Below are 17782 nucleotides of genomic sequence, written 5' to 3'. Positions count from 1 at the left end.
TTATCATGATTATTTATGAGCTAATAAAAAATGGAATCAAAAACTGCGCGCTTTACTATATTAATGGATCCTTACAAAAAAGAAGCTTTTGAAAAATTGTGCGCTTCACAAGATTTAACCCCATCACAAGTAGCTAGACAATTAATTCGGGAATATCTAGATCGCCATGGTGTAAGTTATGGTGAAGGGAAACAATCAAAAAATCCGCAAGTAAAGACATAACGACAAATTTTCACAGCTTGATAGTTTTAACTTTGATCATCAATATTAAGTACGCTGTACACTTAGAACTGCTTAGCTGGTAGTTAATTATTTGTCTGTACCAAAACGAGTGCCTCCGCTAAACTTTTAAAATTGTTTTTTTCATCTATCATGTTAAAAATTCCAGCTTTTTTTAGCTTCCTGAGTACACGCTGATTCACCCCTGAAAGTATGACGTTTACGCCTCTTTTTTTGAAATCTCCAATGACTTCCTCAAGCGTTTGCAATCCTGTGATGTCAATAAAAGGGACCCATTTAAGGCGTATGATTAAATGTTTCGGATCTGAGTGTGAAGATGCGATCGCACGCTCAAAACTTTCCATTGCACCAAAAAATAAAGGCCCTTCTACTGTAAAGACCAGAACATTATCTGGTAGTTGATGGTATCCACTATGCGCAAACTCATCAGTTAGCTCTTGCTCTGTCGCTTGTTTTACTTCGACACTGGTTGCCATTCGACGAACAAAATGAAGCATGGCTAAAATCACACCAATATTTACTGCTACTACCAAATCAACGAAAACGGTTAAGAAAAAGGTAATGAGTAGAATAACTACATCTGCTGTTGGTGCCCGTTGAACCATTTTAATAAAGTGCTTTGCCTCACTCATATTCCAGGCAACAACAAACAAAATGGCGGCAAGTGCAGCCAGAGGAATATGAGCAGCCAAAGGAGCCAAGAGCAGTAAAATGATCAGCAAAGTAAAGGAATGTACAATTCCTGATAATGGACTTGTACCACCATTGCGAATATTAGTCGCCGTTCGAGCAATGGCCCCAGTTGCAGCGAATCCACCAAACAAAGGAGTAAAAATATTAGCTAAACCCTGACCTATTAATTCTTGATTGGAATCATGTTTAGTACCTGTCATTCCATCAGCAACAACAGCAGATAGTAGTGATTCAATAGCACCTAGCATCGTTATAGTAAAAGCTGGACCAACTAGTACTATAATTTTTCCCCAACTTATAGAAGGTAAAGTGAGTTTGGGTAAGCCTTGGGGAATTCCCCCAAATGCTGAACCAATCGTTTTAATACCATCAAAATGAAAAGTGGATTGAAGCAATGTAGCTACAAATAAGGCAATAAGGGGGCCTGGAACACGCTTGAATCCAGGTATTTTCGGACTATAAATGACAAGCACTAAAGAAAGAACTGCCAGTATAGTGGTTGTCAGATTAAGATGAGGAAAGGACTGAATCAAATTAAGTAGTTTTGTATGAAAGTGCTGACCTGATACTTCGGGCAATCCAAAAAACTCTTGCCATTGACCAATCCAGATAATTACCGCTATTCCGGCAGTAAAGCCAACAATCACCGGAGCGGGAATGAATTTTATAACAGCGCCCATTTTTGCCATTCCCAAAAATAGCAACATAAATCCTGCCATTAATGTGGCAATCTGTAAGCCATCGATCCCGTATTTATTTGTAATACTGAACAAGACCACAATGAAAGCACCAGTGGGTCCTGCAATTTGGAATCGGCTTCCTCCAAAAATAGAAACAATAAAGCCAGCTATAATCGCTGTAAACAAACCTTGCTCAGGTTGGGCTCCTGATGCAATAGCAAAAGCCATAGCAAGCGGCAATGCGACAACACCAACTATTACACCGGAAACAATATTGCTTAACCAATTTTTCGATTGGAGCAATCCCGCTTTTTTTGCTTCCATTAACGCAATCATATTCTACTCAACAAACCAAATGATAATGGGATTATAATGTCATTATAATGTTTTCACAATATTGCAATAGGTACGTGGCAACACAATATGTAATGAAATCATGATTTATAGCATTGCAATTAGATATCAATGAATGAAAAACTGCTTGTAACAGTTTATGAAAGGAAGCATTAATGACCTTGAGCGAAGGAGAGCTATATCATACATATGTCATTTAAATTTATAGAGAAAGTTATCGATTTAATGAACAAAAAACATGCTTTTTTGTGACTCAACAAAATTCTATAATCTATGACAAATTATAATTCATAAGATTTGGGAACAAAGATTTATTATGATTTTTTAACAAAATCCGACTTTAATTTCATGGCGCCAATACCATCAATTTTACAATCGATATCATGATCCCCATCAACCAATCGAATATTTTTTACTTTTGTACCAACTTTAACCACCAATGAGCTACCCTTAACCTTTAAGTCTTTAATCACTGTAACCGTATCACCATCATTCAGCTCATTCCCATATGCATCTTTTATTGTTCTTTGTTGTTCAGAGTCGTTTGTATCAGCCTGAGGATCCCATTCGTATGTACACTCCGGGCAAATTAATAAATTGGCATCTTGATATGTATATGCAGAATTGCACTTTGGACAGTTTGGAAGAGTAGTCATAATTGAACCACTAATAAATATTCATAGACCATACTATAGCGGAGTACGTGATAAAATATAAATAAATTTCCCAGTTAACCACTTAAAAAGTGGCAAGGGCTGTTTTAAAAAATACTTTTTTTTAACGAGATGCTGATGTCAAGTCAAGCTGATAACGATTGGTATAAAATATTAACTGATGGTATAGAACTTTTCTTGTATATAAAGCCAGGATCTAAAAAAAATGAAATTATTGGACTACACGCAGGCAAGCTTAAAATTAAAGTTAATAGCCCTCCTCAAGAGGGCAAGGCCAATAAAGTGCTAATTAAATTTTTATCATCAAAATGTAACATACCAAGATCTCGGTTTATTTTAAGAAAAGGAGAAAACTCAAGAATAAAAACTCTCTTTATACACTGTGAACCAAGGCAAATTTTTTCAGCATTAAAAAAAGACTTATTAAATCTATGAGTGTAATTATATAACTGAAACCACACAGCTTTTCTGTATACTGATCTTTTGACAAGCTTCATACATGTTTATTATTTTTCCCTTTCTGCTTCAATCCAAAAACTTTCCGTCGCACATGGTTATCAGGTTCGAATCTTTGCCGCTCCAGCTGAGCATGTGCATCAGCCGACAATAGCACTTTACCTCTTCCGGAGAACTGAACCATATCGAGTTGGGACAAGTCTCGCAAGCCGTTTTGACCTTCGGCTGGCGGGCCTTGTCGAGTGCTGATAGCGTTGGGCTTCGTCCTGGAAAGGCTTCTTTCTCCATGGGCTGTTCCAGCAACTTCATTGCTTCTTGCAGTTCTTCTTCCATCATTAAATCCGTATCGTCTTGATTGCTCATCTTGTTTCTCCAGTTGTGAAGTTAATTTTTGGCGCTGAGATTCCATTTCAGAATCAGCAAAGGTGATTGGGATGTTGTTCTGAACGGTTAATTGAATAATGATCTTTTTGAAAAGAGGCGAGCCATTTACCTGTATACGGCTTCCATATCTCTGCTGTGCCATCTCAATTGCTTTTTTCAGTGTGGCAACAGAGCCACCTTTAGAAATTTTGATTTCACTTCCGTTATTTCTGATGACAGCCTTGCCAACTTTGTAAATCTCAGTTCCTTCTTTGGTAATGGAATCAACTTGGTTAATATCAGCTGAAATAATGTTGGGTGATTCGCCAGATAAGGTGTAGTCACTTTGATTTTTTCGGTTGCGGTAACGCATGACTGTTAAGGCATCTTTATCACCTTGCTGAGCTTTGTATCTCAACCAATCAGCCCAGGTATTTTTTTTATGTAAATCAAGCAGATTGTTTCGCTCTTTGGTGTAATTTTGCCGTATTTTTTCAATGTCGTTCAAAAGGGTCTTGCTGATTTGCTTGTATAGATATTTTTTTTGAGTCCTTGAAGCTTTCAATAGTTTTAAAGCAGCACGTTTGATTCTGCCACGCTTTTTGGCTTTATCAATCAATCTGGTCTTAGCTTCACGAAGGCTCTTAAGTTTTTCGGAAAGAATTGTTTTGCCATGCTCTCTTTCGTGGAGGTAACGCGCATAAATTTCTTTGCCAATCACTTGTTTATTTAGAGGCTCATAACGATAAACATTTTGACTGGCTTTTTCCATGCGATAAGGTGATGGTTCAAATTCGCCCAGCCTGGATTTCAGGTTCTTTTTAGAAAAGCCTCGTGAGACAGAACTTGCCTTAACCATGAGTCCTTTCTCATTACAAAAGACAAGGCCATTGGCTTTGATGTGTATTTCCAAGCCATGAAGGGCCAGAATTTTATGCACCGCCTTCCAGTTGTTGGCCTGTTCAATTTGTTCCCGACAATTTCTCTTGATCCAGTTAATCAAGCTTTCAATGCCTGCATGCTGTTCCATATCGTCGGCAAGGTTTTCTGAACGACTTTTTCGAGTTTGATGATTGGTTATTTCAAGTCCATGCTCAATTTCCAGTGTTGATGCTACTTTAGCAAAAGCCTTGTATGCCCTATATGGTTCAATCATATTAAAAGTTTTTGGATGAATTTTGTTAATTGCTACATGAATATGCAGGTTATCCGTGTCGTGATGAATGGCGCTGATTCTTTGATGCTCGTTGAATCCAATGCTTGATACAACCCGCTCCTCAATGGCTTTCAAGACATCTTCAGGAGGATTTTCCCGCGGGGCAAAAGATATGAGTAAATGGTAGGTTTTATCGCCCTTGGCTCTTTGGTTTCTTGCCTGTGTTGCTAATACTTCTTGAATGGCCCAAATGGGGTCGATACTGTTACAGTTTGATATCTTGACCTTGCCCACTCGTTCCTGCTTGTTTTGTTCATCGATAATATATTTAACCAAGCTTGAAAAGCTGCTTAGTTTTGCTGATTTCATGGGTATATGGCGAATAATCATAATTTTTTTACCACCTCAAACATGGCATCCTGCGTGGTTTGAATACGATCCAGTAGTGCTTTTACCGTACGGTGATCAAAGTGTGCGACGCGTCTATCCTGGGTAAGCCAGAGCTTAAACAGTCCTCCAAGCCTTCCCATATCAGCATTTATTTTGGATAGCTGGAGAATATACTCCTTATCAATAGCGCTTTGGATTGGGTGGCCCTGGCCGACACGGCGCAGGTATTCCGCAATGGAAAGTCCAGCCTGAGCTGCATTCGATTTAATTGATATTTCTTCATCGGGAAGAACGGGAACACGAAGGTGGCGTCCGTGTTTTCTGGTGGGCTTTTTATTCTTATTGTCCATAAGGATGCTGACCTCTTAATAAGTGGTTATGCAATCCTTTAGGTACTGTTTAATTGTTTGCTTTTTGATCTCAAAAAGCAAGATACCCGTTGAGCACCGAAGGTGCGAATAAGCCATGTGAAGTTTGGTGACCAGCTTGCTGGTTAGCTAACTCCACCTATCTTGCCCAGAGTTCTAACGTTTCTTATAGATATCATAACAGGTTTTTTTTCTTCCCATCAAGGGTTTTTTGAGATTATAGGAAGAGAAAGAACCTAAAAAAACCAAAATAAACTTTAAAGAAGATAAAAGGAAGCAAAAAAACATTTTAAGGAAATAAATAGGAAAACAAAAGAACTATAAAGAACATTTAAAAGAACGTTTTTATTGTGGATGTGGAAAATTTCTAATAAGATGTATTGAGAGCGATTAATCAAAAAATATATGGTATGAGATGAATATTTCACTCAGTGAGAGAATTGCAAAAAGACAAGCAAAAAAAAATGGCGCTAATAACACCAAAAATAAAGTGGCCTTTCTTGCTCTTAAGGAAGACATCATTGGCGCGTTATCCGATGGCTGGTCAATGAAAGCAATTTGGGAGACGTTAACTGAGGAAGAAAGAATTTCCTTCACATACAAAACATTTCGCTTATATGTAGCACAGTTCATTCGCAATGACTTAAAGAATGAGCCGCAGGAGAACACCAAGGACGATAAAAAGAAAAAAAGTAAGGCCACAAATGAAATCAAAGGCTTTACTTATAATCCCATACCTAACTTGGAGGAACTCTTGTAATGGCCAAAATACATATTACGATGCAAGGCAAAGGCGGTGTCGGTAAATCCTTTGTTTCAGCAACGACAGCCCAATATAAACACCATAAAGAACAACCCCCACTTTGTATAGACACCGATCCCATTAACGCCACATTCCATGGCTTCAAAGCGCTCAATGTGGAGCGACTTGATATCATGGAAGGCGATGAGATTAATCCACGACATTTTGACACCTTGATTGAAAAAATTGCTGCATCAGATCAAGATATTATCATTGATAACGGCGCCAGCTCTTTTGTGCCATTGTCACACTATATCATCAGCAACCAAGTACCTGCATTATTGCAGGGCATGGGGCATGAACTTATTGTCCATTCAGTTATCACTGGCGGACAGGCATTATTTGATACCATTACAGGATTTATTCACTTGGTGAATCAATTACCCGAAGATATCCGCTTCGTTGTATGGCTTAACCCGTATTGGGGCAGAATTGAGCATGAAGGGAAACCTTTTGAGCAACTGAAAGTCTATAAGGAGAATAAAGATCGTGTCGCAGCACTCATTAAAATCCCTGACTTAAAGGAAGAAACCTTCGGCCGAGATCTCACGGATATGCTTCAACAAAAAATGACGTTTAATGAAGCAATCGACTGCCCTGAGCGAAATATTATGACCAGGCAGCGATTAAAGTTAATTCGAGATCAACTTTTTAGCCAGATTGATAACGCCATGGTGATCTAATGTCTGATAAAATGAATGAAACCATTCAAGATATTGCGGTCAAACATGGTGTGGTTTTGGGAAAAGATGATCCAATCTTAATCCTCCAGACGATGAACGACAGGCTACTTGAGGAAAACCGGAAGGCCCTGCAGGATATGCTTGCCCAATTCAAGGAGGAAATGGAAAACATTTCCTCTCAGTGGAAAGATGATGCTAAGGAAAAAGCCGAGAAAGTGCTGAGTGCCGCATTGGTTAGCAGTAAAGAAGCTATGACAAGGTTATTACATGAGACTACAAACGAATCGGTTCATGTGATAAAAAAATTGATATCAGACTCACTGGTGGAATCTCGTGAGCTGTCGCGAACAATAAGGAAATTTAATCAGTTTACTTTGTTGACATCAGCAGCAATATTTTGTCTGATGCCAGTTTTTTATTGGTTTCTTTTACGGTATTAGGATAGAAATTTGAACAAATGAATATGAATAATTATTATTTTCATTCTGATGAAATGATTGGGTTAGGGCATAAAATCCTGTCACTTCTTTATGCCTACTATGAGTTTGATAAACTATATCGAGAACCTTCATGCAGAGACCCTGACGTTGTTGATGAGTTACGCATTTATGAAGAAGATATTTTTAAAAATTCCTTATTAAAACTGGCGACTCTGGCAAGAGGTTGTGACGATACTAATAATTATTTGAGCAATGCTAATAAGGTATTTCCAAATGGGGTAGGTGACTTAAAGAAGAATAGTCAAACAGAAGTATTAAAACCTAGAGAAGCTTGTAATAAAATTATCCACGCAAAGTCAGCATTTATTTCTTATGATACTACAAATATTAATCCCTTATGGGAGGGCTATCTACAAGAAGAAAAAAAGCCATCTCGCTCGCAAATATATGCGAATCCCATACTTACAGTTAAAGGTACACATCGGCAGGATAAGTGGGAGGCTAAAATCTATTTAGTAAAGTTTATTTTTTCTATCGCTCTTGAAAACATAAGTGCTTGGAACTTATCAGGTAAAACATAATAGACTTATCTTAAGAATAACAATTTTTATAGAACCTAAGTATTTCAGGCTCTTATACTGATTACTCAACCAACAACAACCGATTGGTATTTTGATTACTTTTTATTACATAAAGCGTCAGTGCAATTAAGCTAATCGTACCAATAAACATTAAAATATAACTAGGTGAATAATGATGATGTTGACCTAGTTTTATCGCGATTACTGGCAAAATCCCCCCGCCCAGGACAGCTGCAATTGAATAAATCAGATTAGCGATTGAGCATCTAACAGAATGTGGGAAAATATCTGTAATAAACACGGGCGTTACTGCAAAAATACTGGCGCAGGGTATGGCCATTAAGCAGTGAAACAATATTATTTGTGAAAACGAGCCTGTCGTTAAACATATAAAGTAAGGCATGATAAACAGCATTAGAGTGATGGTTCCCATTAAAATAATGCGGGTACGTCCATATAAGTCGGACGTTATTCCCATGAGAGGAACTAGGGCAGTGACAACCCCTAGACCGACTGAGTTGACTACAAATGCTTGAGTATGAGAAAAGTTATTGACGGTTGTCATGTGAATGGGAGCATAAACAAACATCAGGACAGTTGTGCCAACACCAAACATAACAAGTGCAAATACAATAAACGATTCGAAGGGCTGCTGCTTCAATTGCCTGAAAGTGTCTATAAGAATGTTGAATAATGATCTTTGCTCACTTCTCGCATGATTTGAGATAAACTCTTGGCTCTCTGGAATAGAGTTACGTATCCAGAAGCCAAACATCATGGTTATGAACGCCAGAATAAAGGCCAGTCGCCAACCCCATGGCGGGAGTATATGCATATCAATTAAAAATAAAACCAGAGCTCCTGTTAGAGAGGCCATAAGCATACCGGCATTAATACCAAAAGCAGCCCATGAACCAAAATAACCCTTCTTATTTTTTTCACAGCTCTCAATGAGTAAAGATACCGAGCTAATGTATTCGCTTCCAACAGAAAATACCTGTATTAGCCTAATAAACAAAAGGAGGTAAACCGATACGACACCAATTTGGCTATAAGACGGAAGAATTCCAATTAAGGCCGTACAAACACCCATCATTATAATACTAAGCGTCAACACACGTTTTCTACCTGCTTGATCAGCTAGCATACCGCCAAACAGACTACCTAGTGGCCTTAAAAAATAGGTAATTAAGAATAAGAAAAAAATATCAGATAGATTGGAATGTGGTGGCAAAAATTCTTTGGATAAAAAGACCGAGAATAATCCCCATATTATGTAGTCATACATTTCTAGCGCGTTGCCAATAGCCCCGCTAATGATGATTTTTTTAGAAGATTTAAACATGTATATTTACGCAGCTTTTCTTGCTTTAAGCTCACCTGATCGAACCAATTCATCATGAAAACCTAGTGAGTTAACATCTGTAACTTTATCCAAAAAAATTACACCTTCTAAATGATCATATTCATGTTGCAGAACGCGAGCATGAAGATCAGAAACTTCCCGCTCTATCAAATGACCGTTGACATCATAACCTCGATAACGAATATGTTTGTATCGCGATACTTTTCCACGAAGCGTACCAACACTCAAACAGCCTTCATAATCCTCAACGCATTCTTCTGAGATTGGTTCATATGAGGGGTTGAATAGAATCGTAAATGGAATTTCAGGCAAATGAGTATGGACTGGATGTTTTTCCATGCCAAATACAAGAGCCCGCCTACTAATCCCAATTTGAGGGGCAGCTAAACCCAAGCCATTTTCCGCTTTCATCATTTCAAACAACGTTTTTTCTAACTGCTTAAGTTCTTCTGATCCAAACTCTTCTTCTCTAATAGCTTGGGCTTTTTGTCGTAAAAGCGGATTGCCCAATAGAATGATTTCGTGTTGATCCATATCCAATCACCTTATTTTGTTTATTTCCTACACTAAGCGCAGGAAAGGTTTAATACTTAGAGCCGATGCTTTGGAGTTAAATTCTTTTAACTGAGGCGGTACATGGTTCAAAGCATAGCTACTATATAACTTTCTGAGTGATTTATAGAAATAGTCACCCATATCAATCAAACCAAACAAGTTGTCATTATAAAATTGACGCAACCCTTCTGCTGCCTCGTTAGTTGCGAAAGAATACATAAAGGAAAAATCGCCGATTGGCCTAAAAATTGTCATTCCCAATGTAAGACGGTTATTCTTTAATTTTATTTTTTCAATATTTTCGTTTTCGTAATACCACCAAAGTAATGAGTTTTTATGCTCAAGAACGGGGGTAAAACAGTGATCCTTTGCCCATAAATTTTGATGGATGAGATTACACTCAATATTAGGCGTTGTTGAAAACACAATTAATTCATATGAAGGGTCTATACAAGCCATTCCCATATGAGTGATCCCATATAATCCTTGAAGATTTAAGAAAACATTTTTTATTAACCGACGATTTTCAAATAAAATCTCAATAGCATCTGGATGCAATGTAATTTTTTGCTTTTGACCGGCTAAATGCTCAACCTGCTGTTTTACTTCGTACATCATCTTTTATTCCATGAAAGCGTGTAATGGAGTTTATAGACATATCTATGACTTTTAAAATTTCCTTATGTTCAGCTTCAATGTGTGTCGCATCATGGATGATATCCATAATGTAGCTGATAAGTTCTTGTCTATTTTTTGTAATATCAAATAGTGGTGCGCATTTTGAAAGGATATATTCAAGCAAGTCTGGTTCGATCTGAATTAGGTTTGTTTGACCAATATTATTGGGTATTTCCCCTTCTTCACCATACAAAAGCCAACCAGGAGAGACTTTCAACCATTTTGCAATTTTGTAGGTCGCGTCAACGTCAGGCAGCGCCTCACCTAGCGCATAGCGTCTTGCCATTTGCTGTGAGCACCCACTAACCTCAGCGAGTTTACTGATTTTGACACCAGCTTTGGATTTTGATGATCCGAGATTCTCTTGCTGCATAAGAGCTGTAAGCCTCCTAGCAAAACCTCGAACAAAATGTTCTCTTTCCAATTAATACTCCTATTCAATATAGGAGATCAGTATATCTTCATTGTTTATTGTGTTCAATAATTTCTATATTTATTCAATTTTAAATATAAATTTATTATAAGTTTATTTTATTTAACTTTATGTTGATATTTATCGAAACTTAAAATATTATTTTATGGAGTGTTGCCATTAATTCAAAAATAGGTAGCAGGAAGGTTAATGCTCTTTATGCTGAGCAATAATAAGAAGAATTAAGGATCAAGGGAGCTAAAATGACACACCGCCCCAGAGTAAGAATCTACAAGGGGATGATCCAATATATATTGGACTCAACCCACTACACACTAAAGCATATCGCACAACTGTCGCATTCATCACTCGATAATATTCGAATGATTTATTGCCATGACTCTGTGCCAAACAATTTTAAATCTGAAGTCGAGCTGATGAAGCTATATCAAATTGTTCTCGAAATAAATATGCACAAGGAAGATTGCTCTCTTGTTGGCTGGTCCATTGAACAATAAAAAGAAGGAAATTTTGATTATGAATTGGGTAAAATTAAAAAGATATTGTGAGATATCTGGTGACACTTCCAATGCTGTACATGCCAAAAGAAAGCGTGGAATGTGGCTTGATGGTGTACAATGTAAAGTAGGACCAGATGGTAATATATGGATCAATTTAGTTGAGGTTGAAAGATGGGTGGAAAACGGAAACAAGGCGACCAATCAGAGACTCCGCGCGGGGTAAGTATTCGTGAGTGGGGGACGGGCCAGGCCATCCGTATCATATTCAGTTATCGCGGTGTGCAGTGCCGTGAAACCCTAAAGCTTGAGCCAACAAAGATAAATTTAAAATACGCCGATCGTTTACGCGGAGAAATCATCAATGCGATTGCATTGGGCACCTTTAATTATGCCGACTATTTTCCAAACTCCAAACGAGCTAGATTATTTGGGCATGCAGTAGTTAAAGCAACAGTTGGTAAGATGCTCAAGGATTATATGGCCATTGCTGAAAAAACTTTGGAACCAAGTACATATAATGGTTACCGGAAGGTATGCGAAGGCCATTTATATCCAACCTTTGGAAAACTTCCAATTAGGGAATTATCACCATTGATCATCCGTAACTGGGTGACGGGGTTGAATCTAACGGTAAAAACCGTTCGCAATATTATAATCCCACTTCGTAATATGCTGGATCAAGCTCTAAATGATGGCATTATCGAGCGAAATCCACTGGATAAATTGGTCCTGTCTAAGTTAATCAATAAAAAGACCAGCCAAAGTAATTGGGAAGTAGATCCATTCGATCAAGATGAAATCAAAACCATATTAAGCACCGCCACAGGGCAAGCAAGAAATTTATTTCAATTTGCCTTTTTTGCCGGTCTCCGCACATCGGAGCTTATTGCTTTAGAGTGGGATGATATTGATTGGTTGAAAGGATTAGTTCGTGTTTCAAGAGCAGTTGTTCTAAAGCAGGAAAAAGGAACCAAAACAAAATCTGGTTCACGTAATGTATTGCTGCTTCCTCCGGCATTGGAAGCATTAAAAAATCAAAAAGCATTCACATATCTTGAAGGTAAACGAGTATTCTATAATCCCCGTACAGAAACCCCTTGGGAAACCGATGCTCAGATTCGCAAAACTTGTTGGGCGCATATATTGAAAAAAGCAGGGGTTCGTTATCGCAATCCGTATCAGACCCGGCATACCTATGCATCGATGCTACTGTCTGCCGGTGAAAACCCATTGTGGGTAGCCACCCAGATGGGGCATAAAGATACTGAGATGATTATCAAGCATTATGGACGATGGATACCGGATAAATCCACTGTTGCTGGATATCAACCGGTGAATGATTGGAATTTAAACATGGGCACCACCAAGATCGGATAGTTAATTTATGCAGTCTAGTTGAGATTCTTAACAAGATATGTAAAGTTACTCAAGCAAATTGCAGAGTACATGTTTCTTGCGGACGCTCGATTTTTGACAAAATCAGGCGGCATTACTAATTTATTTAGTGATACCGACAAATAAGTCAAACCCATATGAGTGCTATAATTGGTTTTTTGCACTGTATATGTTAATTGAGCAAACTAAGTAATCTATGTATCTGCCCCACAAGATAAAAGGGAATGGATATAAAAGTATAGTTTACGGATTTCCCTAAATTATCTTTTACATCTACATTAGTTTTACTTGGATAATCAGAATTAATTCGTATGGCGAGAGGTAATTTTTTTAATCCCATGAAAACATGTAGTGATTTTAGGCTTCCTGTGGCACCAGCTTTTACTTCAATAGGTATTATTCTATTACCATGTTGGATTACATAATCAATTTCAGCACTTGAACCGGCCTCTTCTCTATGCCAATAATACAAAGCTGGTTCAATATAGGGTGGCTCAATTGTTCTTAGCAATTGGCCAACTACCTGTTCAGCGATGCCGCCATTATTAATCAAAAGAATTTCATTTGTTGAATTAATTTGGTTTAAACTCAGTCCTAGTGCGGTACTACATAAGCCTATATCAAGGAAAATTTCTTTAAAAAATTTTTCTTTAATTTCAGATGCGAGGGGAACACCATTTGCTGAGCTACTTTGTACTCGGTGGCTAATTCGGGCTTTTTCTAACAGATCTAATACATGCTTTATTGTCGATGCTTGAATCGTTTTATTAACTCTACTAAATACAAATTTTTGTCCAAGCATTTTTGGAATAGAATTCAGTACTTCTTCTAATCTTTCTGTCGCTAAACGACCTTTATATTTTGAAAAGTCATCGCGATAGGTGGCCAATAAGTCATTTTGTATTTGACTAACTCTATTCAGAGAACGTTCAGCAGCCCAATTAGAGACTACAGCGGGCATACCGCCGATTATCAGATATTCTTTAAATAAAGTAGTTAATTGCTCGTGAATCGCAGAGGGGAGCTCGACACTTAAGTCATATTGATTTAAATAGTCATAAAGTGATTCTTTGTCATTTGCTAATATAAATTCATCAAATGACAATGGTTCCAAATGCATATAGCTAACTCGCCCAACCGGCATACTAAATGAGTGCTCCGCTAGAATAAATTCTAATAGAGAGCCAGCGGAGATTACTGCTAATTGGGGTAAATCTTCAGCAAACCAACGGAGTTTGCTAAGCAGTTGAGGTGCTGCCTGTATTTCATCTAGGAATAATAAGCATTTTGGGGGATCTATTTTCTGATTTAATATCGTACTTAAATTTAATAAAATTTGATTTATATCATTAGAATCAAAAAGGCTGGCATAAGAAGGTTGCTTCTCGAAGTTCAGTTCAATTAATTGCATTCCTGTCTTTTCAGCTAAGTGTCTTACCAGCCATGTTTTACCAACTTGTCTTGCCCCACGAATGACTAATGGTTTCCGGTCAGGTGAAACCAGCCAGTTGTTCATATAATTTAATAAAGTTCGTTTCATTTAATATGCCTATCATTCATAATATACTAAATTATAAGTAATAATATGTTTAAGTCAATAAAACAGATGGTTGTTTTGATTATAATATTAACAAAACAGCACCCTGTTTTAATTGATAGCCACGGAAAACATAGGGTTGTTATTTGGGTTTGTAAAAACATTGAAGCCCAGTAACATCACATGATATTGACTTTAATCTCCATTAAATACTAATACTTACCTATTACTGGAGATTAAAACAAATGACGGTAGAACAATTTTTTTTATGACCACTCAACCAGCCATAAATTGGGTTATCAAGCAATGCTAAAGGTTAATTAAAAAAACATAGCGATTGTAAGAGAACAAATTCAATTCCCATATACGGAATTGAACTGAACAAAAACGCAATTATTAACAAAAAACTACCCAATATCTGCCCAAAAAAGTTGGGCTAATAATAAAATGCAGCAATATCAATAGATTACAAAAAATTGTCGCGGGTTCAATTCCCGCCGCCTCCACCAATTAAGTTGTTGATTTATAAGGGGGAAAAACACATGCCCCTATATCGCGGCACCATACCGGCACCATACCGGCACCATTTACCCTAAATGACGACTCCAATCATGAACAGGACGATACCCTGATTGTGATGAACTGTCCGGTATCCAACGACCATAAGTTTTAATCACCATCTCAACATCCACATGACCCAATTGCTTGGATACCCACATGATATTTTCTCCCTGAGAAAGCATCATTGAAGCGTATGTGTGCCGAGTTTGATAAGTGTTTCGATAGCGGATACCTGCTCTTTTTAAAATATGCATCCACTGAGTACGACGAATTTGTTGTGAAGTTTCCCATGGCTTATTAGTTTGCGGGTTATGAAATACTCTTCCTTTTTGTGAAAAAGTGTATTGCTTTTGTTGTTCCAATGCTTCTAATGCTGGAGGCAATAAAAGGACATCTCGAACGCCTGCTTCTGTTTTTGGGCCTTTTGCTTCCTTGTATACAATGGTTTCCTCAACATGAATAATCTGATTTTGCCAGTCTACGTCCTCCCATCTCAACCCAATCAGTTCAGATACGCGTAATCCTGTAAAAAATGCAAATTGAAACAGTAATCGCACTTGACCCTCTGATTCATTTAATATGGCGTTGATTTCATCCACACTGAATGGATCAGGCTTATAGTCGCTTTTTTTGGTTTCTTTGTTTAGTAACTTATCAACAATAATGCTGTTTAGGGGATTTTCTTTGATATATTGATCAACCAAGGCTTGTTCGATGACCGCCCGTAGGGGAGTTAAAATATTTGCCACCGTTTTTGTGGTGCAGTTAAGTCCTCTGATCCATTTTCTGAGTATGGCTGGTTGTAAATCTTGTACTTCAACTTTATCGAACATTGGTAATAGATGCCCATCACAAACCCGCTTATAACCACGGTAGGTACTAGCTTCTTTGGTTGATTTTGCCTCGATTAAAAATTCTCGGAGTAATTCACCAATGGTGATTTTAGATTGCACATGCCCAAAGATATGAGCGCGTTTGGAATTAGGGAAGTAATCAGGATAAGAAAAAGTACCGCGTTCAATTGCATTTAAAATCTCACCACGTAGGCGCTCAGCATATTTTATATTAGCTGCGGTAGCTTCAAGTTTAAGTGGCTCAAAACAGCGCACTCCTCGATAATAAAAGCTGATGCGTAAAGTTGTTTTTCCAGACGGCCATTTTCTAACTATAACCCCGTTTGCACTTTTTGGAGTGTCGCTTGATCGCCGTTTTCCACCCATTTCTCAACCTCCACCAAATTTACCCATAGGTTACCGTCTGGCCCTACCTTGCAATGAAGTCCATCAAGCCACATACCACGCTTGCGTTTGCCATGTACGGCGTTGGTGGTATCTCCGGTTTCCTGACAATATTTTTTGAGTTTTACCCATTTCATATTAAAAATGTCCTTCTTCTTATTTTATGAAAACGAACTAACCAACAAGAGAGCAATTGTCTTTGTTCATATTTATTTCAAGAACGATCTGATATAGCTTCATAAGCTCAACCTCAGATTTAAAATTGTTGGGCACAGAGTCATGGCAATAAATCATTCGAATGTTATCGAGGGATGAATGTGACAGTTGAGCAATATGTTTCAATGTGTAATGGGTTGAGTCTAAGATATACTGAATCATTCCTTTGTATATGTTCAGCCTTGAATGATGTTCCATGAATTGTCCTCCTCCTTACTGCCGCTTATTGAGCTAACTGGGTAATATTTCCCATCAAAATGTACATAACCTACATGAAATTTTCGTAAACTATGTTAATATCAACTTTTACATCAGTGTAATTAGTTACATAGATGTAAATTATTACATAAATGTAACGAAGTCAAGGTATGTCGACAACTTTTTTAAATGAATCAAGCCAATTGCAATTGGCACAGACACTAAATCAACTAATTGGGCGAGATAACAAACTCACTCCCGCTGCGCTTGCGCGTAAATTAGGTATACCAACCAATAAAATAACCAGAATTTTGAATGGTGATGTGACTGATCCCAAGGCCAGTACGCTGGTTCAGATTGCAAATTATTTTGATATCACCATTGAGCAGTTGCTTGGCCTAGAGCCAATTGCGAGACATGGTGAAGATCTGCAACAAGAGAGTACAAGACGACCACTACCTGTTTTTGAATTCAGTAAGGGAGCAGAGAAAAGTCCGCCTAAAGAATGGTATCGATGGGCTGAAAATGATGTTGATGGGGAATACTGTGCTCTTTCAATTGATACGGATTTATATGAACCGACATTCCCACAAAACTCTATGCTAATTATAAATCAGGATATTTCACCAGATGATCGCTCATTCATAGTCGTAAAAAAGAATGATAGTTCAACACATTACTCAATTAAAAAATATGTTGTTGAAGGGAACCAAAATTATTTATATCCCATCAACCCCAAATTACCTGTAGAAGTTTATGATGGTAATTTGTACACTGTTGTTGGTGTGATCCTTGAGGTGCATCAAAAATTGCGTTCTAAAAAGTAAGTTGTAAGGATGTAACCATGGAAAAATGGAGACCAAAAAGCAAATTTCTTCGGTTTGTATATCAGCAAACTGTTGTACGTTTCACAGGACAGGTCAGAGAACCCTATCTAATCCGCATCGATCGAATTTTTACGCATCCAGATACCAACGAGTTAACAATCGCATTTCACATCGCCAACAAGCGTGTGAATCAGGAGATGTCAGTAGCAGATTTTGTAAAGTCGGATATGATTTATCTTATTGATCCCCGCGTTGTTTTTGATATAGGTCAACAGTTTGGTGCACATTCAGAACAACTCACCATCCTTGAAAAAAAGCAGCCCAGCTTGAAAACAAAATGCTTTACAGGTCTAAAGCGAGTGTTTGTCGATGAGTAACCGACCCTGTAAATAATTCTG

General features: G+C 37.7%; 19 protein-coding genes. 9 read left to right on the top strand and 10 right to left on the bottom strand.

Annotated elements, in window-relative coordinates; translation table 11 throughout:
- The first annotated feature begins 30 nt into the window (after positions 1 to 30).
- On the top strand, positions 31 to 222 hold the full coding sequence (locus tag E4T55_RS07875; RefSeq protein WP_058502862.1) for a ribbon-helix-helix domain-containing protein: 192 nt from the start codon (positions 31 to 33) through the stop codon (positions 220 to 222).
- 83 nt (positions 223 to 305) lie between these two features.
- Here E4T55_RS07875 and E4T55_RS07870 read toward each other — a convergent pair whose 3' ends face one another.
- Complete coding sequence (locus E4T55_RS07870) at positions 306 to 1949, bottom strand: SulP family inorganic anion transporter (protein WP_058502861.1); 1644 nt, start codon at positions 1947 to 1949, stop codon at positions 306 to 308.
- A gap of 332 nt (positions 1950 to 2281) precedes the next feature.
- Complete coding sequence (locus E4T55_RS07865; protein WP_058502860.1) at positions 2282 to 2623, bottom strand: zinc ribbon domain-containing protein YjdM; 342 nt, start codon at positions 2621 to 2623, stop codon at positions 2282 to 2284.
- Between the two features lie 135 nt (positions 2624 to 2758).
- Between E4T55_RS07865 and E4T55_RS07860 the strand changes: the two genes are divergently transcribed.
- Positions 2759 to 3076 carry a DUF167 domain-containing protein gene (locus E4T55_RS07860; protein ID WP_058502859.1) on the top strand — a complete coding sequence of 106 codons (318 nt, stop codon included), beginning with the start codon at positions 2759 to 2761 and terminating at the stop codon, positions 3074 to 3076.
- A 58-nt stretch (positions 3077 to 3134) separates the two neighbouring features.
- Here E4T55_RS07860 and traI read toward each other — a convergent pair whose 3' ends face one another.
- Positions 3135 to 5006, bottom strand: coding sequence for a TraI/MobA(P) family conjugative relaxase (gene traI, locus E4T55_RS07855; RefSeq protein WP_058502858.1), 1872 nt, complete (start codon positions 5004 to 5006; stop codon positions 3135 to 3137).
- Positions 5003 to 5356: a conjugal transfer transcriptional regulator TraJ gene (gene traJ / locus E4T55_RS07850; protein ID WP_058502857.1), complete on the bottom strand. Its 354-nt coding sequence runs from the start codon at positions 5354 to 5356 to the stop codon at positions 5003 to 5005. Before traJ ends, traI begins: the two co-directional genes overlap by 4 nt.
- A gap of 433 nt (positions 5357 to 5789) precedes the next feature.
- Between traJ and E4T55_RS07845 the strand changes: the two genes are divergently transcribed.
- The 4 genes from E4T55_RS07845 to E4T55_RS07830 are packed head-to-tail and all read left to right on the top strand — an operon-like array spanning position 5790 to position 7880.
- Positions 5790 to 6134, top strand: a complete 345-nt coding sequence (locus tag E4T55_RS07845) for a TraK family protein (protein ID WP_058502856.1) — start codon at positions 5790 to 5792, stop codon at positions 6132 to 6134.
- Positions 6134 to 6859 (top strand): ArsA-related P-loop ATPase, encoded by a 726-nt coding sequence (locus E4T55_RS07840; RefSeq protein ID WP_058502855.1) that lies wholly within the window; start codon positions 6134 to 6136, stop codon positions 6857 to 6859. Before E4T55_RS07845 ends, E4T55_RS07840 begins: the two co-directional genes overlap by 1 nt.
- Positions 6859 to 7299, top strand: coding sequence for a conjugal transfer protein TraM (locus tag E4T55_RS07835; protein ID WP_058502854.1), 441 nt, complete (start codon positions 6859 to 6861; stop codon positions 7297 to 7299). Before E4T55_RS07840 ends, E4T55_RS07835 begins: the two co-directional genes overlap by 1 nt.
- 17 nt (positions 7300 to 7316) lie before the next feature.
- Positions 7317 to 7880 carry a hypothetical protein gene (locus E4T55_RS07830; protein ID WP_131780739.1) on the top strand — a complete coding sequence of 188 codons (564 nt, stop codon included), beginning with the start codon at positions 7317 to 7319 and terminating at the stop codon, positions 7878 to 7880.
- Between the two features lie 61 nt (positions 7881 to 7941).
- Here the strand turns inward: E4T55_RS07830 and E4T55_RS07825 are convergent, their stop codons facing one another.
- From E4T55_RS07825 to E4T55_RS07810, 4 genes are read right to left on the bottom strand one after another with little or no spacing between them, the layout of a single operon-like run.
- The gene (locus E4T55_RS07825; RefSeq protein WP_058502852.1) at positions 7942 to 9225 is read right to left on the bottom strand and encodes an MFS transporter; all 1284 of its coding nucleotides are present in this window, start codon (positions 9223 to 9225) and stop codon (positions 7942 to 7944) included.
- A gap of 6 nt (positions 9226 to 9231) precedes the next feature.
- Positions 9232 to 9780, bottom strand: coding sequence for a peptide deformylase (gene def / locus E4T55_RS07820; protein ID WP_058502851.1), 549 nt, complete (start codon positions 9778 to 9780; stop codon positions 9232 to 9234).
- Positions 9781 to 9807: 27 nt separating this feature from the next.
- Positions 9808 to 10419, bottom strand: a complete 612-nt coding sequence (locus E4T55_RS07815) for a hypothetical protein (RefSeq protein WP_058502850.1) — start codon at positions 10417 to 10419, stop codon at positions 9808 to 9810.
- Positions 10391 to 10903 (bottom strand): helix-turn-helix domain-containing protein, encoded by a 513-nt coding sequence (locus E4T55_RS07810; RefSeq protein ID WP_058502849.1) that lies wholly within the window; start codon positions 10901 to 10903, stop codon positions 10391 to 10393. Before E4T55_RS07810 ends, E4T55_RS07815 begins: the two co-directional genes overlap by 29 nt.
- A 680-nt stretch (positions 10904 to 11583) precedes the next feature.
- Here E4T55_RS07810 and E4T55_RS07795 point away from each other — a divergent pair.
- On the top strand, positions 11584 to 12789 hold the full coding sequence (locus tag E4T55_RS07795) for a tyrosine-type recombinase/integrase (protein ID WP_058502847.1): 1206 nt from the start codon (positions 11584 to 11586) through the stop codon (positions 12787 to 12789).
- Between the two features lie 190 nt (positions 12790 to 12979).
- On the opposite strand, the gene E4T55_RS07790 is transcribed toward E4T55_RS07795, so the two are convergent.
- Both E4T55_RS07790 and E4T55_RS07785 read right to left on the bottom strand, forming a co-directional pair.
- The gene (locus E4T55_RS07790; protein ID WP_058502846.1) at positions 12980 to 14347 is read right to left on the bottom strand and encodes an ATP-binding protein; all 1368 of its coding nucleotides are present in this window, start codon (positions 14345 to 14347) and stop codon (positions 12980 to 12982) included.
- A 584-nt stretch (positions 14348 to 14931) separates the two neighbouring features.
- Entirely contained in the window at positions 14932 to 16125 is a 1194-nt protein-coding gene (locus tag E4T55_RS07785; protein ID WP_058502845.1) for a tyrosine-type recombinase/integrase, read from the bottom strand.
- Positions 16126 to 16727: 602 nt separating this feature from the next.
- Here E4T55_RS07785 and E4T55_RS07770 point away from each other — a divergent pair.
- Both E4T55_RS07770 and E4T55_RS07765 read left to right on the top strand, forming a co-directional pair.
- Positions 16728 to 17384 (top strand): helix-turn-helix domain-containing protein, encoded by a 657-nt coding sequence (locus E4T55_RS07770; RefSeq protein ID WP_058502842.1) that lies wholly within the window; start codon positions 16728 to 16730, stop codon positions 17382 to 17384.
- Positions 17385 to 17401: 17 nt separating this feature from the next.
- Positions 17402 to 17761 (top strand): hypothetical protein, encoded by a 360-nt coding sequence (locus E4T55_RS07765; RefSeq protein WP_058502841.1) that lies wholly within the window; start codon positions 17402 to 17404, stop codon positions 17759 to 17761.
- The last annotated feature ends 21 nt before the right edge of the window (positions 17762 to 17782 follow it).

The sequence above is a fragment of the Legionella israelensis genome, assembly GCF_004571175.1.
Lineage (GTDB): Bacteria > Pseudomonadota > Gammaproteobacteria > Legionellales > Legionellaceae > Legionella_D > Legionella_D israelensis.
Note: the sequence above shows the minus strand (reverse complement) of the source record. Positions and strands in the feature narration are given on the sequence as shown.

What these genes read in the sequence shown, in the direction of transcription:
- E4T55_RS07875 (WP_058502862.1), top strand. Translation starts at nt 31, where the DNA reads ATGGAATCAAAAACTGCGCGCTTTACTATATTAATGGATCCTTACAAA.
- E4T55_RS07870 (WP_058502861.1), bottom strand. Translation starts at nt 1,949, where the DNA reads ATGATTGCGTTAATGGAAGCAAAAAAAGCGGGATTGCTCCAATCGAAA.
- E4T55_RS07865 (WP_058502860.1), bottom strand. Translation starts at nt 2,623, where the DNA reads ATGACTACTCTTCCAAACTGTCCAAAGTGCAATTCTGCATATACATAT.
- E4T55_RS07860 (WP_058502859.1), top strand. Translation starts at nt 2,759, where the DNA reads ATGTCAAGTCAAGCTGATAACGATTGGTATAAAATATTAACTGATGGT.
- traI (WP_058502858.1), bottom strand. Translation starts at nt 5,006, where the DNA reads ATGATTATTCGCCATATACCCATGAAATCAGCAAAACTAAGCAGCTTT.
- traJ (WP_058502857.1), bottom strand. Translation starts at nt 5,356, where the DNA reads ATGGACAATAAGAATAAAAAGCCCACCAGAAAACACGGACGCCACCTT.
- E4T55_RS07845 (WP_058502856.1), top strand. Translation starts at nt 5,790, where the DNA reads ATGAATATTTCACTCAGTGAGAGAATTGCAAAAAGACAAGCAAAAAAA.
- E4T55_RS07840 (WP_058502855.1), top strand. Translation starts at nt 6,134, where the DNA reads ATGGCCAAAATACATATTACGATGCAAGGCAAAGGCGGTGTCGGTAAA.
- E4T55_RS07835 (WP_058502854.1), top strand. Translation starts at nt 6,859, where the DNA reads ATGTCTGATAAAATGAATGAAACCATTCAAGATATTGCGGTCAAACAT.
- E4T55_RS07830 (WP_131780739.1), top strand. Translation starts at nt 7,317, where the DNA reads ATGAATATGAATAATTATTATTTTCATTCTGATGAAATGATTGGGTTA.
- E4T55_RS07825 (WP_058502852.1), bottom strand. Translation starts at nt 9,225, where the DNA reads ATGTTTAAATCTTCTAAAAAAATCATCATTAGCGGGGCTATTGGCAAC.
- def (WP_058502851.1), bottom strand. Translation starts at nt 9,780, where the DNA reads ATGGATCAACACGAAATCATTCTATTGGGCAATCCGCTTTTACGACAA.
- E4T55_RS07815 (WP_058502850.1), bottom strand. Translation starts at nt 10,419, where the DNA reads ATGATGTACGAAGTAAAACAGCAGGTTGAGCATTTAGCCGGTCAAAAG.
- E4T55_RS07795 (WP_058502847.1), top strand. Translation starts at nt 11,584, where the DNA reads ATGGGTGGAAAACGGAAACAAGGCGACCAATCAGAGACTCCGCGCGGG.
- E4T55_RS07790 (WP_058502846.1), bottom strand. Translation starts at nt 14,347, where the DNA reads ATGAAACGAACTTTATTAAATTATATGAACAACTGGCTGGTTTCACCT.
- E4T55_RS07785 (WP_058502845.1), bottom strand. Translation starts at nt 16,125, where the DNA reads ATGGGTGGAAAACGGCGATCAAGCGACACTCCAAAAAGTGCAAACGGG.
- E4T55_RS07770 (WP_058502842.1), top strand. Translation starts at nt 16,728, where the DNA reads ATGTCGACAACTTTTTTAAATGAATCAAGCCAATTGCAATTGGCACAG.
- E4T55_RS07765 (WP_058502841.1), top strand. Translation starts at nt 17,402, where the DNA reads ATGGAAAAATGGAGACCAAAAAGCAAATTTCTTCGGTTTGTATATCAG.